The following is a 13,388-nucleotide window of genomic DNA, read 5'->3' on the forward strand; positions in this document are numbered from 1 at the left end:
GCTTTCAGAGACCGGGCTTGAGCGGACGCGAGACGGCGCACGAGAGCCCAGGCGGCGAGAGCACCGATGGCGGCGACCGGCACGCGATGGTGTGAGGCCCACAACTGCATGGAGAAGCGCCGGGTGTAGCTCACGCAGTGGCCTTCGACGCCTCGTTCTTGATCATCGTCTGCGGCGGCCCACAGGTTCGAGGGGGGAGCGGGGTGCGGCTTCGAGGAGCTTGCGAGCCAGTAGCCCGCCGCGACGAGGACCCGGTCCACGATGGCAGGCGCCGCCTTGGTCGCCAGTATGGTCACGAGGCTCTGGCCGCCCACCCAGTACTCGCGGCGGCGCGGATGGTCCGCGGCATGGAGGATACCGCGCGCCGCGACATCGGGATGTTAGGCAGGAGGCACGGGCCTGGGCTGCCTGCCGGCCTCGGCGGGCATCCAGTCGTAAAGCGGCGTATTGACCGAAGGCAGTTGCACCATCGTCACGGCGACTTTGCTGCCCGTCGGCAGCAACTCGCAGCGCAGCGACTCATGGAAGCCCAGGATGGCGTGCTTGGCAGCGCAGTAGGCCGCCTGCAGGGGAATGCCGCGGTAGGCCAAGGCCGAGCCGACCTGCACGATCGTTCCGGCATCGCGGGGCAGCATCTTCCGCAGTGCACATTGGGTCCCAAAGACGTAACCCAGGTAGGTGACCTCAGTGACGCGCCGGAAGCTGTCCGCGCCCACCAGCGAGACCGGGGCGAAGATCGCCGTGGCCGCGTTGTTGATCCACACATCGATCGGCCCCCAGGTGTCCTCCACCATGTCGGCAGCCTGGTCCAGTGCCTGGTGATCGGTGACATCTACCGACATGACCAGCGCCTGACCGCCCGCTGCTCGCACTTCTCCGGCAGCCGCCTCAAGGCCACCGCGTCCGCGTGCCAGCAACGCGACGCGCGCCCCACGCGCAGCGAACGCACGAGCCGTGGCTCTGCCCACGCCGGCGCTGGCGCCCGTGATGACGACAACCTGCTCACGCCGATGTCGGTACACGGCTACCTCCCGGCCTCGACCCGGTATGCAGCGGTACCTCATCTCCGAGCAGCGAAACAGATAGCGGCTCACCGGTTCAGCCCCGCGCGCGTGGCAGCTTCTGCGCGGCGTTGTTCTGATGAGGACACAGGCACTGCCCGACTGGCGAACCCAAGGAGCCCAGCATGATCGTCAAAGCGCTGCACGACGCGGGAATGAAAAGCGAGCACGCCTACCTGGCCGCATTCGCGTCCATCGGAGCCTCCGTGCTCACCTGGAACGCGTCAACCCAAGTCGAAAATGCCAAGGTGGACCGGGCCGACCGCTGGGGCATCTTCATCGGCGAGTGGGCCCCCACCTTCATGGCCCTGGGCATCGCCCTGAGCAAGTACGAAGACTGACCAGCAGAGCGCCGCCGCCCGCGCCTGCAGGTTCTCGGGCTGCGGTGGCCTTGCCTCGAAGTGACAGGTGCGCGCTGCAGGTACAAGCTCGCCAGTCCAAGTTGTCCGTATTCCTTTGGGAACTGGACAGGGACCGGTTCTGCCGACGGGACTCCTGCGAGGCGCAATTCGCTGACCCTGAACGGCCCACTCGGCGCCATCGTGATCGTCGACATCAACACCACCTACCGACCGAGAAAGCGTGCCCTCGCCGAACACGCCTCGCAGCCGATCGACGATCACTTCGGTCCCATGGCCCACACGTTGAGCACTCTGTGGGGCCAGCGCACCGGAGTCGCCCACGCCGAAGCCTTCACAGCCATGCCGGTCCTCGGCCGCCTGCCCGGCGCCACTTAGCGGTTCAACGGCGCTCTCAACTTACGAACCCACACCGTGGGAAGGAACGACTGGAGACTCACGAACGTAGTCGTCTGCCGGCAGCTCACCGAAGGAGGGCGAAGCTCGCCGCAGCGACGACTGCGCCGAGCAGGGTCCCGGTGAGGGCCTGCCCGCGGGTGTGGTCCCCGAGGGCGACACGGGACCAGCCGACGAGGCCGACAAGGAGGTAAAGCAGCAACATCCACGAGCCGTAGGTCTGCGCGAGCATGATCGCGGCGCCGGCGGAGACGGCTTGGTGCACGCTGATCTTCCAGACCGTGGTGATCACCGCGAGAACAGCGAGGGTGATCAGCATCGTCGCGATCAGGGCCACGACCTCGCGCGGAGCGTCGAGGCCAACCAACAGCGCGATACCGACGCCGACGGAGACCAGGATGGCCACCATCACGACCAGGCGCCCCTTCTTGGCTCCGAGGTGCCGGTCGGCCCAGTGATCCTTGCGAATCCCGTACTTGATCACCAGGAGGGGGATCACGGCGGCGAAGAGGATGCCAAGGACGGCCCAGGCGAGACCGGACCAGGCCGCCGCGTGCCAGCCGACAAGCACGGTGACGAGCGTGATCCAGGTGGCTGGTGCGAGTTTGTCGGTGACGGTGCGGGCGAGCGCGGACTCCTGTGGGCTGGCTGTGTGGCTGTCGGTCATGGTGAGGTTCCCTGCTCGGTGCTGTGCCGGGAGAGCGCTGCGGCCTCGGCGGCGGCGAACTCGGTTACGAGGGGCGTGCGGTAGAGGTCGCTGACGTGCAGGAGCCAGGCGACCTCTTCTTCCGGTGAGGTGTCGACCACGCCGGGCACGGGGCGGTCGTCCGGGCACTGGGTTGCGGGGACGTGGTTGGTTCGGACGGCGGTGGCGAGCCAGCCGGCTTCCGCTGCTGCGGCTCTGTCCGCTTCGGGGATATCGGCTTGAGCCGCTGCTGTCCGGGCCTTCGCCTGGACGCTGGCTGGTACGACCTCACGTAGGGCCAGGCATGCGTCACCAATTTCGACGACACGTCGCTCCAGCCGGAATTTGATCTTGTGCCACGGCGCCTGCGTCGGCAGCACGACGTCGGGTGCGGCCGTGGTGAGTTCCTCCCACAGAGATTCCAGTCGCCTGTAAGTACGCCAGTTGTATACCGCTTCAGTCGCAACAGCGATGGGAGGGAGGCAACTCCCCAGAACGATGCTGGCGATGGCAGTCAATTTGAGCCCCTCGGAAAGCCCGTCTGCCAGAGACTCTCCACCGGGAAGTGCGTGCCCCGATGCGAGAAGGGCCAGGGACAGGAGCCGGTGCAGAGCGTACGCGGCACCTATTGCTGTGCCGCCGCCGAGGAAACATCGGCCACCACGTGTCCATCCGTGGGAATGGCGCACACCGCTAAGAAAGAGCCAGCTAGCCATGGTCATGGCGCAGCCGATGTAGAGCGTGAATACGCTCTTGTAAGCGGCGGCGAAGAGTGACGGCCGGACGGATTCGAAAAAGTCCTCCGCCTGGGGGCCGGGCGTGAGGGCGAAGAACAGAACCATTAGCGGGAGGGCGGTTATCACGGCTGCCCATCGCAAGCGTGGAGCGAATCCTTCGGGACGTGCCATATTCGCAACAAAGTCGAGAACGGCGGCAGCGGAAATAATGCCAAACAGGTACTTCAGCAGGTGGGCAAGGCCAGTTACTCCCATCGTCGAATCGATTGATTCCGCCACGGGGCGGGGCTCAAAGGTGAGCGCTATAGCCAGGAAGGTGAAAGCAGCCCACAGGGACCGTTGACGGTGGGAGTGGCGAACTGACGGCAGGCGCCACAAGGAGACGATCCACAAGGCTCCCGCGACTAGTGCTTGAGCGCTCATGTGTATCTGCCGGACTCGCGCTTGCGGGGGTGAGCCAGCACGTCGTCCAAGCCGTTGTCACCAGCGTTGTCAGCCGGGAGATTGTCGATTATCTCTCCGAGGAACGAGGCTGCCAGTTCGGCATCACGTTCCTGCTGGGTGTCGTAGGAAGCCCGCCCAAAAGCCGCACGGATCTTGTCCGGGTCGATGAGATGGGATAGGACCGCGACGATTGCCGAGGTGTCACTGGTGACATGGTGCCCCAAGAGCATGTGCGCCAGTTCATGACGAATTATTTGTTCTCGATGCCGCTTACTGGTGCCGATCACGTGGAAAATGTGGTCGGTCTCATCGAAGGAAACGAATATCCCGCATGGTGCTTCTACTCCGCCCACTTCTGGCAAGGGGTGCAAGTGAAGCGGTCTGCCTCGGCCGCTGCCTAGGCGTTCGCAAAATTCTTCGATGGAGAACGGACGTGGGGCCCGTATTCCGCTTAGCTGTTCCGCGCATCGAGTGCGTAGATATTCCTCGCGGCGCTGGTGGTAGAGCATCTCGTCGGTCCTTGAACGGTCTTCACCCCCCAATTGCACACGTCACCGGAATGGATACCCGCTCCCGGTTGCGTGTCGAGTGAAGCTATCAGACGAGAAGCTTATTGTGCATTCAACCAGTTGTGGTGACTGGATTCATTCGGAAGTGGATCTGTTACTCGCTGTCAGGTCTTCCTTCAAGACCTTCGAGTTTGCGCGCCCGCTCGATGACCATCTTGATCATTTCGAGGCTCTCGGCAGACAGGCCGTTGGCGCGGAAGGCGAGATTTCGCACACTGCTGTCCTCGGCCGTTCTCAGGAGTTCGAGGGCTGCGTCTGCACGGGCGGACTCCGCCTCATCGACATCGAAGAAGTAGTTGGGCGTGACCCCGAACAGCCGGGCCACGGCTGCGAGCGTGGTGGCGGTCGGGTTCGTCTTCGTGCCCTGCCGCAACTGGGAGATCGCACTCGGTGAAACCGTGGACCCTTCGGATTCCGCTGCCGCCTCGATGGTGCGTGACGCTTCTGCGTTGGTGTAGGGGCGCCCCGTCGCCGGATTGGGCACGGTCTCAAAGAGGTGATTCAGCCTCTGTGTGAGCAGTGGCGTTCCTGGATCGTCAGACACCCTGTCCTTCCTCTCGCTCGCCCACGACCGGACGATACTCCAGTGTCGGCTCAGGCGAAAAATCCCAGGGTTGGATACTCAAGGGTTGACATGCGTCGATCGAGGTCACGTATGGTCACCGTCACCAACGCCAAAGTGTTGAGGCGACCCTAGACCGGTACTCAAGTATCGGGCGTTGTCCGGGGCGGCGCCGGTGCCCGAGGGGGCTACCTCGAACACCGGCCGCGCCCCGGCGGGGCGGATACATAACCGGAGCAGACCGGCTGGCCTTTTCGACGAGAGCTGCCGCCCTGCCCCGCCTACGAGGGAGGAATCTTCGCATGCCTGCACCTCCGGCCGGAAGCGTGCGCCACGATACGACCGCCGAGGACGGTGCTTCCGGCGCCGGCGCCGGCGCCTGCCACGCACGCCTTGCCGAGCTGCTCGCCGACATGATCCCCCGCGCCTGCGTCATCCGTGTCTCCCAGCGTGAACCGGACCGTTGCTGGCCCAGCCCCTACGCTCGCGCCTACGACGAGCGGGGGCGGCTGCTGATCCTGAACCGCGCCCAGCGGCTGACCGCTGCCCGCTGGGTTATCCGGGCCAGCCCGGAGCTGGACTGGGACGAGCCGCACGACCTCGACCTCGTTTCGGGCACGCTGCGGCCCACGGCCGTGGGATACGCCGCTGTCGACGGGGGGTGCTGAGCATGGCCCGGATTCGCACGCTCAAGCCCGAGGCGTTCGCCTCGGAGTCGCTCGCCGAGGTGAGCATCCACGCCGAGCGGACGTTCTTCGGCCTGCTGACCCAGTGCGACGATCACGGTCGCTTCCGAGACCAGCCCGCCGTTATCGCCGGACTATTGTGGTCGTTGCGCCCCGAGCACGGCCCGGTCGGTGTCGAGGACGATCTGACCCAGCTCGCGACGGCGGGGCTGATCTGCCGCTACGAGGTCGACGGCAAGCGGTACCTGCACGTCGTTACCTTCCTGCGGCACCAGAGGATCAACCGGCCTAGCGGTATCCGGCATCCCGACTGCCCGCTCCACGACGCCGAGCGGCCTGCCACGGACGATGCGGCGCAGACTGCGGGAGCCCTCCCTCAGTCCTCACGGAGGGATCACGGAGGGCTCACGGAGGACTCAGTGAGTCCTCACGGAGCAGTGCGTGAGGGCTCCGTGAACGACGAAACCGCAGGTCACCTCGCATTCAGTGAGGGTTCAGTGAGTCCTCACGGAGGAGGCGGTGAGTCCTCCATGAGCCCTCATGGTCCGGATCTAGGACCTAGGAACGTGGATCTAGGATCTTCCCCTTCGGGGGGCGCGAGCGCCCCCGCACAGGAGTCCGTCTCCACCCAGCAGCTCATCGGCGAGTACGCCGCTTCTTGCGCGCACCGTCCGCCGAACGGGGTGCTCGGACACCTCGGGCGCGAGGTCGCCAAGCTGCTCAAGGAGGGCATCGACCCGGCCCACGTCCGTGCCGGGCTGGCCCGCCACCGGGCGAAGGGGCTGCATCCGAGCACGCTGCCGAGCCTGGTGCACGAGGCGATGAACGCCACCGGCCCGGCTGGTGGCTTGGTGCGGCCGGAATCTGCGAATACCGTGCGCGGTCACCGGGCCTGGGCCAACCCCGCCGACCCTGCCGCCGCCTACGCCGAGGAGCTGTGATGCGCGATCACGACGCCCAGCCCGTCGGCGGCATCGCCCGCCGCCTGACCGGCATCCTGAAGTCTCGGGGCATCGACCCGAACGCCCCGGTGTTCGAGGAGGCCGAGCCCAGCCCGGCGCTGGAGGCTGCCCAGGCCCGCATCCCCGCCCGCTACCAAGGCGCCGTCGCCGACCACCCGGCTGTCGACGCCTGGGTGGGCGAGGTCGCCGCCGCCGGGCGCCGGGGCCCGGACGGCTCCCCGGGCATCGCCCAGGGCCGCTCGCTGCTTATCGTCGGCACCACCGGCACTGGCAAGACCCACCAGGCGTACGGCGCCGTCCGCAGCCTGCTGGCCGCCGGGGTGCGGCTGCGGTGGAAGGCGACCACCGCAGCCGACCTGTACGCCGAACTGCGACCCCGCCCCGGCTGCGACGGCGAGCGGGAGCTGCAGGACCTGGCCCGCTGCCCGCTGCTGATCATCGACGACCTCGGCGCCGCGAAGGCGTCGGAGTGGACCGAGGAAATCACGACGCGGCTGATCGACCGCCGCTACACGCAGATGCTCCCGACCCTGGTGACCACCAACCTCGGTATGAGTGACCTGCGCGCACACATCGGAGACCGTGTCGCCTCCCGGCTGACCGAGATGACCGACAAGGTCATCCTCGACGGCCCGGACCGCAGAAGGGCCCTTGCGGCCGAGCGCCGCCGCCTCACCGCCGCCTGATCTGCTCCGCGCGACCAACGGTCCGCCTCCCTTCACGCACCAACCCCCGGGCCGCGCCTGCCCGAACGCGCCCGGGGCCGATCGGAGACACTCCCCATGCACCACACCCACACCGCCGAGCCGCGCACCCTCGGCGACCACACCTGGCACAACCAGGCCGCCTGCCTGTCCACCACGACCAACCCGGTCGACCCGGAGATCTTCTTCCCCGAGCCGGACGAGATGGACCGCATCCACGCTGCCAAGGCCCTGTGCGCCCAGTGCCCAGTCCGCCGGACCTGCCTGGACGCCGCCCTAGAGGCGGGGGATCGCGAGGGCATCCGGGGCGGGATGACCGAGGAGGAACGCGAACCCCTGCACAGCAAGCTCCACCTGCGCCTCGACTACGCCCGCGTCAACGCCACCCTGGCCGGGGACGACATCCACCTCACCGATGCCGAACGCCGCGCGGTCACGCGCACCGCGTACCAGAACGGCGTCCCGGCCGGGCACCTCGCCCGCCTGCTGAAGATCACCGAAGAGCACGCGAAGAAGCGCTACCGCGAGCTGCGCCGCGAGACCCGCAACCGCGCCGTCAACGACACCAGCAGCGACCAGACCCTGGCCACGGCCCAGGCCGCCCGCGACGACCTCGGGACGGCCGCGTGACCCACACCGATGCGACACCGGTGCGCATAACCGGCTGGGACCGCGCCGCCATCGTCACCCTCGGCGCCGCCGGGTGCGCGCTGTCCTACGACGCGCTGCAGCAGATGGCCGTCGCCATCCACATCCGGGGACTGCTCACCTACCTCTTCCCCTTCGTCATCGACGGCTTCATCGGCTACGGCGTCCGCGCGGTGCTGGTGATGCGCAGCGCCTCCCTCGGCGCCCGCTGCTACGTGTGGGCCCTGTTCGGTATCGCCACCGCCGCGAGCATCTGGGCCAACGCCCTGCATGCCGTCCGCCTCAACGACCGGGCCCCGAGCGGTGGCGGTCTCCAGCTCGGGGACGTCGCGGTCGGCGTGCTGTCCACACTCGCCCCGCTGGCCCTGGCCGGAGCCGTCCACCTCTACATCCTCATCGCCCGCCGAGCCGCACAGCCCGGACACCCGGACACGGCCGGTGCGGACACCTCGGTCGTTCGTACCGAGCGGGTCACCGCGGCCCCCGCGGACAGCTGGTCCGGCCGGGGCACGGCGGAGAGCCCGGACACTGTCCGACCGGTCTCCGGCCAGCAGCCCTCCGCACTGTCCGCCGGGGCCACCGAGCGCCCTGCGGACACTCGCCAGCCGGTCACCGCCTACGCAGCCGCACCGGTCACTCCGTTCGACGACGCGCCAGAGCACCACGGGCGCGACGCCGACCTCGACGAAGGGCCGGAGGCCAGATCCGGTCACCCCGCCCCGCCTGGGACGCCCACCCAGGGCCCGTCGGCGGGCACCGACGATGCGGAAACGGGCTCCCCGTCCGCCCCCGGTGAGACCGAGGACCTGCTGCCGATCGCCCGCCGCGCGGTGTCCGAGGCCGGGAAGCTGACCCGCCAGGTGGTCGCCGACGCCATCCGGGGCCAGGGCCTCCCGCTGTCCAACGACCGGCTGACCGAGCTGATGCAGCAGCTCCGCACCGAAGCGGGCAACAGGACACTCCGCTCCACCGGCTGACCGCCACGAACCCACCCGGCGGACACCCCGCTCGGTCACTCCGGACACCGGTCACCCGGCCGGGCCCGGACACCGGTCATCCGGCCGCCCGGACACCGGCAGCAGGGTGTCCGCCCCACCCGGTCACCCCACGGCCCCTCCATCCCTACCGCTTCCAAATGGGAGACCCCAGTGCGTACCACCCCGCCGACCACCGAGGAGATCGACGTGTGGCTCGCCGTCCTGCGCGCCCACGGCCACGTGCACCGGGCAGAATCCGGCCCCGAAGAGACCTGGACCGTGTGGCGGACACCGTCGAGCGCCCCACACACGCTGCACCACCCCGTCCTCGCCCTCGACTACATCGCCGCCGTGCTGCGCGACGTCCGCGTCGAAGCCGGAGACGGCGCCCGATGACGCACCGGAACACCCCGGCCACCCCGTCCGAGGGGCACACGTACGACCAGCCGGCGCGAGGCCGAGCAAGCTATACCTTGCGAAACTCCCTCGACGGCGGGGCCGTCGAGGGAGTTTCACAAGGGCATGCCCCCGCCCCCACAGGGGCGGGGGAGGTCCGGCACCCGGGGGCGCCGGACCAGGCTGCGACCGAGGGCGGATCGCAGCCGACGGGGGAGATGCCGCCGAGCGCCGTCGTCGAGACGCGCATGCGCCCGCGCCTGCGCCAGTCCCAGCAGCGCGACCGCGTGCGCAGCGTCCGCCTGACCGCCGACGAACTCACCGATGTCCAACGCGCTGCCGAAGCGATGGGCCTGCGGGTCGCCGGGTTCCTCGCCGACGCCGCGGTCGCCGTCGCCCGCGCCCAGGACGGTCCGCAGACCTGGCTGATGGCCCAGCGCACTCTCGTCGAGGAGCTGATGGGTGCCTCCGCCCAGCTCGCCCGCGTCGGCAACAACCTCAACCAAGTAGCCCGCGCGCTCAACAGCGGCGGCGAGGCCCCGTACGTCGAAGACGCCCTCGCTCGCGTGCTGCGGGCCGCCGCCCGCGTCGAGGCCGCCGCCACCGAGATCGCGAAGCGTTGACCGCCGTGGTGCCCGACATCTCCCTCGGCGGCCGGACCTACGGCCTGCTCGCCTACCTCTACGGGCCCGGCCGCCACGACGAGCACCTCGACCCGCACTTGGTCGCCTCCTGGCAGCCGGAGCTGGCCCCCGACCCGGGCCGCGATCCGCAGGTCACGCTCAAGCAGTTGCAGGAGCGCCTCGACCTGCCGGTGCAGGCCGTGCGGGAACACCGTCGCCCGAAGCGGCACGTGTGGCACTGCCCCGTCCGTGCTGACCCCGGCGACCGGCATCTCTCGGATGCCGAGTGGGCCGAGGTCGCTCGTCGCGTCGTCCACGCGACCGGCATCGCTGAAGAAGGAGACGCCCAAGCCTGCCGCTGGATCGCAGTGCGCCATGCGGACGACCACATTCACATCGTCGCCACCCTCAAACGCGAGGACGGCCGCTCCCCACGGCGGCACGACGACTACAACCGCGCCCAGGCCGAATGCCGCCAGATCGAGAAGGACTTCGGCCTGCGCCGGCTCAACCCCGGCGACGGCACTGCCGCGAAGCGGCCCACCAGCGCCGAGCGCGCCAAGGCCGAACGCGCGGGCCGTACCGCCACCGCCCGTGAACTTCTGCGCGACCACGTCCGTCAGGCCATGTCGGGCGCTGCCGACGAAGCGGAGTTCTTCGACCGGCTGGCCGAGGCCGGAGTCCGGATCGACCGACGGTTCGCCCCCTCCGGCGACGTACTCGGGTACAAGGTCGCCCTGCCCGGTGACCGCAATCGCGGGGGCGAGCCGGTCTGGTTTCCCGGCTCCCGTCTGGCTCCCGACCTCTCCCTCCCCAAGATCCGCATGCGCCTCGGCAGCCCGGAAGATGCTGTCGTCCCGACCGCCGACAGCCGCCCGCGCCAGCGTGACGGGCCGGCGCGAGCCCGCCGCGACGCCACCGGCATCGTGGAGCGCATCACCACGGCCTACACCGACGGCGACGAAGCCGAGGCTGCCGCGCAGCTCTCCGGGCTCGGCGAAGTCCTCGACGCCGTCGCCCAGACCTCTCCGGCCTCCACCCGGCAGCAGGCGACCGAAGCCGCCCGCGCCTTCGAACGCGCCACCCGATGGCACACCCGCGCCGAACGCGCTGACGACCGAGCCGTTCGCTCCGCCGCGCGCGGCATCATCCAGGCCGGCAACGCCCTGGGCCGAGGCGAGGACGGCGGCGCGACCGCCATGCTCTTGTCCACCCTGGTCCTGGCCACCCTCGCGGCCGCCCGCTGGCACGCTGCCCGCCGGCACCATCAGCAAGCAGCCGCAGCCCGGCAGGCAGCCGACCAGCTCCGATCCGCCTACCGCACCGCCGCGGCCTCGCCCATGCGCGCGATGCGTGCGCAAGGTCGCCGCTTGCCCGAGCGCGTACGGACCCGTCATACCGGCACGGTCGAAGCCGCCCTTCCCGGCCGCATCGGCAGTCTTCGCCGCGAGGGCGGATGGGACGCGCTGGTCGCCACCCTCGATCAGGCCGAGCGCGCCGGGCACGATCCCGAAGCCCTGCTCCACGAGGCCGTCGAATGGCGCGAGCTGAACACCGCCGAGAGCGTCACCGACGTCCTGGTCTGGCGCCTGCGGCGCCTCGGTCGGCTCCCCGCGGACCCGTCACAGCCTCGCGCTGGCACTCGCGCCACGAAACAACAGCCCGAGCCGGGACGGACACACGCCGCCACCCCGACGCCACAGAACCCCGCCGCTCCCGAGCACCGGCGGCGAAGGCGCTGAAGGCCCGGCGCAAAGGGCTGGACGAGGCCGACCTGCCCTGTTAGGGCTGGTCAGAGGAACACAAGGAGCCGATGCGCATGACCACCGAAGAACTCCAGCACTCCAGAACCATCCTCCCGGAGACGGCGTTCGGCGACGACCCGTTGCTGCGACTGCAAGAAGCGAGCGAGCCGGACGACTCCATCTGGACATACACCACCACCCACCCGGACCCGATCACCGTCACGGGCATCACCGTGATGTGCGCGAAGTGCGGCGCCCGCCGCGACTGGATGGTCATCTGCGATCGCCGCAACCAGATCTTCCTCCGCTGCCGCTGCGCCCACGAATGGCACGAGCCCGAGCTGACCCGCGCCGACTACCAGGCCATGGCAGGCAAAGGCGGCCAAAAGTACCCCAGCCTCGACGCCGTCGTACGGGACGCCGGATACGACGGCACGCTGGCCGGCACCTATCTCCCCGATGACCTCAACGCTGGAACGTACGGGTAACACTGGCGACGGGTACAGATCCGCCAGCTTAGACCGCTGGCATATGCGCAGAGGGGTGTCATACGTTGCAAGTATGGAGGACGTAGGCAAGCAGGGCATCTACAACAGCACTGAGCACCGGGCGAGTTACCGGTCCCGGAACACCAACTACGTCGGGGCGGCGCGAGCGTCACGTCAGCGATCCAGATCGCTGGGAACCACCACGGGGGCCTCGACCTTCGCGACCTCCCGGACACTGCGACGGTCCGGACCGCCGCGCAGTCCGAGGCTCGGCGAACTGACCGGGACGACGGGACTCGGCAGCAGGCGGTGGATCTGCTGTGGCACCTGGCCCGCGTCGATCCCGACAAGCGCACCGAGGCGCTTGCCGTCATCGAGGCGTTGGAGGCCACTTCCGCCTCGTCGTCGTAAATGGCGTCAGCGTGAGTCGAGCAGAGCGTTGGCGAGGCGGAGCGCGTCCTTCGCCAGGGACATCGCTGCATGAAGGCCGAGGACTTCATGCAGGGTGGGGTGCACGACGCGGGCCCAGTCGCCGCAGAGCGAAGGCCACGCGGCCAGCGTCACCTCGCCGCCTGCAAGGCCGAGACGGGCCTCCACTTCCGTCGTGCCATCGGTCCTCGGATACCAGCTCAGCAACACGCAGCCGTCTGGTGCACCGGCTCCGTGCAGCAGCCAGCACACCCGGACCGGCGCTTTTGCATCGGCGTGAGCGTGCTTCACGAGGGCGCCCCGTGCCCATGCGGGCATGGGGCTCGGGGCGACGTCGGCCAGCAACGAGCACTGCTCCACTCCCGGTTCCGGCTCCGGTGCACGAGGAAGTCGCCCGGCGTTCACGCGCGCTCCGGGGCATCGAAGTCGGTTCGCCAGAAGCGTTGCTCGCGGCGGCGGGCGATACGCCGCCTCCGCTTTTGTGCCCCGGAGCGCGTACGGGTGCCGTTCTCGTCCGGGTAGTAGTAGCAGGTGCAGCCTTGGCCTGCGCGGACGCAGGGTCCTTCGTGCCCGGGGACCGTTTTGCCGAGCATGCCGCTCACGGGACCTCCTTGTTCGTCTACGAAGTTGCCGGTGCCACCGAGGGCCCGTTAGAAGGCGGGTTGCGCCGCGTCACGGGCCCTCGGTGCAAGTTCAGGACCAGGCCAGTTCGGTACGGACGGCCGAGGGGAGATAGCCCTCCTGGCCGTTCTCCGCGATGTAGACCACGGTGGCGGGTCCGTCGGGCACGGTGATGACGTGGCTGATGCGGTGGGCGAAGGGCCAGTCGGGGTTGATGGCGAGGAAGACCGGCTGGTCGTGGTCGAGGGTCTGCAACTGGTGGATCAGTTGCCCGACCGTGAGCGTGCGGGACACGA

19 protein-coding genes are annotated in these 13,388 nt (G+C 69.0%); 11 read left to right on the forward strand and 8 right to left on the reverse strand.

Going from position 1 to position 13,388, the window contains the following annotated elements:
- Positions 1 to 380 precede the first annotated feature (380 nt).
- Positions 381 to 1,064 carry an SDR family oxidoreductase gene (locus A949_RS39805; RefSeq protein ID WP_443332996.1) on the reverse strand — a complete coding sequence of 228 codons (684 nt, stop codon included), beginning with the start codon at positions 1,062 to 1,064 and terminating at the stop codon, positions 381 to 383.
- Positions 1,065 to 1,186: 122 nt separating this feature from the next.
- Here A949_RS39805 and A949_RS0128385 point away from each other — a divergent pair, with 122 nt between their 5' ends.
- Both A949_RS0128385 and A949_RS0128390 read left to right on the forward strand, forming a co-directional pair.
- Positions 1,187 to 1,402, forward strand: a complete 216-nt coding sequence (locus A949_RS0128385) for a hypothetical protein (RefSeq protein ID WP_019359444.1) — start codon at positions 1,187 to 1,189, stop codon at positions 1,400 to 1,402.
- Between the two features lie 201 nt (positions 1,403 to 1,603).
- Positions 1,604 to 1,798, forward strand: coding sequence for a hypothetical protein (locus A949_RS0128390; protein WP_019359445.1), 195 nt, complete (start codon positions 1,604 to 1,606; stop codon positions 1,796 to 1,798).
- An 85-nt stretch (positions 1,799 to 1,883) separates the two neighbouring features.
- Here A949_RS0128390 and A949_RS0128395 read toward each other — a convergent pair whose 3' ends face one another.
- The 4 genes from A949_RS0128395 to A949_RS0128410 all read right to left on the reverse strand — a co-directional run bounded on the left by A949_RS0128395 (position 1,884) and on the right by A949_RS0128410 (position 4,795).
- Positions 1,884 to 2,483, reverse strand: coding sequence for a hypothetical protein (locus tag A949_RS0128395; RefSeq protein ID WP_019359446.1), 600 nt, complete (start codon positions 2,481 to 2,483; stop codon positions 1,884 to 1,886).
- Positions 2,480 to 3,661, reverse strand: coding sequence for an MAB_1171c family putative transporter (locus A949_RS38325; RefSeq protein ID WP_337463735.1), 1,182 nt, complete (start codon positions 3,659 to 3,661; stop codon positions 2,480 to 2,482). The genes A949_RS0128395 and A949_RS38325 overlap by 4 nt, the downstream gene beginning before the upstream one ends.
- Positions 3,658 to 3,969, reverse strand: a complete 312-nt coding sequence (locus A949_RS37365) for a hypothetical protein (RefSeq protein ID WP_147266582.1) — start codon at positions 3,967 to 3,969, stop codon at positions 3,658 to 3,660. The genes A949_RS38325 and A949_RS37365 overlap by 4 nt, the downstream gene beginning before the upstream one ends.
- 376 nt (positions 3,970 to 4,345) lie before the next feature.
- Positions 4,346 to 4,795, reverse strand: a complete 450-nt coding sequence (locus A949_RS0128410) for a helix-turn-helix domain-containing protein (protein WP_019359449.1) — start codon at positions 4,793 to 4,795, stop codon at positions 4,346 to 4,348.
- A 320-nt stretch (positions 4,796 to 5,115) separates the two neighbouring features.
- On the opposite strand from A949_RS0128410, the gene A949_RS0128415 reads away from it, so the two are divergent.
- From A949_RS0128415 to A949_RS0128455, 9 genes are all read left to right on the forward strand, one after another.
- A complete protein-coding gene (locus A949_RS0128415; RefSeq protein ID WP_237735931.1) occupies positions 5,116 to 5,481 on the forward strand; it encodes a hypothetical protein in 366 nt (121 codons plus the stop codon).
- Positions 5,482 to 5,483: 2 nt separating this feature from the next.
- Complete coding sequence (locus A949_RS0128420; protein ID WP_026005118.1) at positions 5,484 to 6,440, forward strand: hypothetical protein; 957 nt, start codon at positions 5,484 to 5,486, stop codon at positions 6,438 to 6,440.
- On the forward strand, positions 6,440 to 7,147 hold the full coding sequence (locus A949_RS0128425) for an ATP-binding protein (protein ID WP_019359452.1): 708 nt from the start codon (positions 6,440 to 6,442) through the stop codon (positions 7,145 to 7,147). Before A949_RS0128420 ends, A949_RS0128425 begins: the two co-directional genes overlap by 1 nt.
- A 96-nt stretch (positions 7,148 to 7,243) precedes the next feature.
- Positions 7,244 to 7,795 carry a WhiB family transcriptional regulator gene (locus A949_RS0128430; protein ID WP_019359453.1) on the forward strand — a complete coding sequence of 184 codons (552 nt, stop codon included), beginning with the start codon at positions 7,244 to 7,246 and terminating at the stop codon, positions 7,793 to 7,795.
- Positions 7,792 to 8,790, forward strand: coding sequence for a DUF2637 domain-containing protein (locus A949_RS0128435; RefSeq protein WP_019359454.1), 999 nt, complete (start codon positions 7,792 to 7,794; stop codon positions 8,788 to 8,790). Before A949_RS0128430 ends, A949_RS0128435 begins: the two co-directional genes overlap by 4 nt.
- A gap of 171 nt (positions 8,791 to 8,961) precedes the next feature.
- Entirely contained in the window at positions 8,962 to 9,186 is a 225-nt protein-coding gene (locus tag A949_RS0128440; protein ID WP_019359455.1) for a hypothetical protein, read from the forward strand.
- A gap of 218 nt (positions 9,187 to 9,404) precedes the next feature.
- Positions 9,405 to 9,809 carry a plasmid mobilization relaxosome protein MobC gene (mobC, locus tag A949_RS38630; protein ID WP_019359456.1) on the forward strand — a complete coding sequence of 135 codons (405 nt, stop codon included), beginning with the start codon at positions 9,405 to 9,407 and terminating at the stop codon, positions 9,807 to 9,809.
- A 5-nt stretch (positions 9,810 to 9,814) separates the two neighbouring features.
- Positions 9,815 to 11,551: a relaxase/mobilization nuclease domain-containing protein gene (locus A949_RS0128450; protein ID WP_026005119.1), complete on the forward strand. Its 1,737-nt coding sequence runs from the start codon at positions 9,815 to 9,817 to the stop codon at positions 11,549 to 11,551.
- Between the two features lie 77 nt (positions 11,552 to 11,628).
- The gene (locus A949_RS0128455; RefSeq protein WP_019359458.1) at positions 11,629 to 12,042 is read left to right on the forward strand and encodes a hypothetical protein; all 414 of its coding nucleotides are present in this window, start codon (positions 11,629 to 11,631) and stop codon (positions 12,040 to 12,042) included.
- A gap of 417 nt (positions 12,043 to 12,459) precedes the next feature.
- Here the strand turns inward: A949_RS0128455 and A949_RS0128465 are convergent, their stop codons facing one another.
- The 3 genes from A949_RS0128465 to A949_RS0128470 form a co-directional block, all read right to left on the reverse strand.
- Positions 12,460 to 12,762: an esterase gene (locus A949_RS0128465; RefSeq protein WP_158687647.1), complete on the reverse strand. Its 303-nt coding sequence runs from the start codon at positions 12,760 to 12,762 to the stop codon at positions 12,460 to 12,462.
- A 110-nt stretch (positions 12,763 to 12,872) separates the two neighbouring features.
- Positions 12,873 to 13,073 carry a hypothetical protein gene (locus A949_RS38330; protein WP_158687648.1) on the reverse strand — a complete coding sequence of 67 codons (201 nt, stop codon included), beginning with the start codon at positions 13,071 to 13,073 and terminating at the stop codon, positions 12,873 to 12,875.
- 91 nt (positions 13,074 to 13,164) lie between these two features.
- Positions 13,165 to 13,386, reverse strand: a complete 222-nt coding sequence (locus A949_RS0128470) for a hypothetical protein (RefSeq protein WP_019359461.1) — start codon at positions 13,384 to 13,386, stop codon at positions 13,165 to 13,167.
- Positions 13,387 to 13,388: the final 2 nt, after the last annotated feature.

The sequence above is a fragment of the Streptomyces sp. AA1529 genome, from assembly GCF_000280905.1.
Taxonomy (GTDB): domain Bacteria; phylum Actinomycetota; class Actinomycetes; order Streptomycetales; family Streptomycetaceae; genus Streptomyces.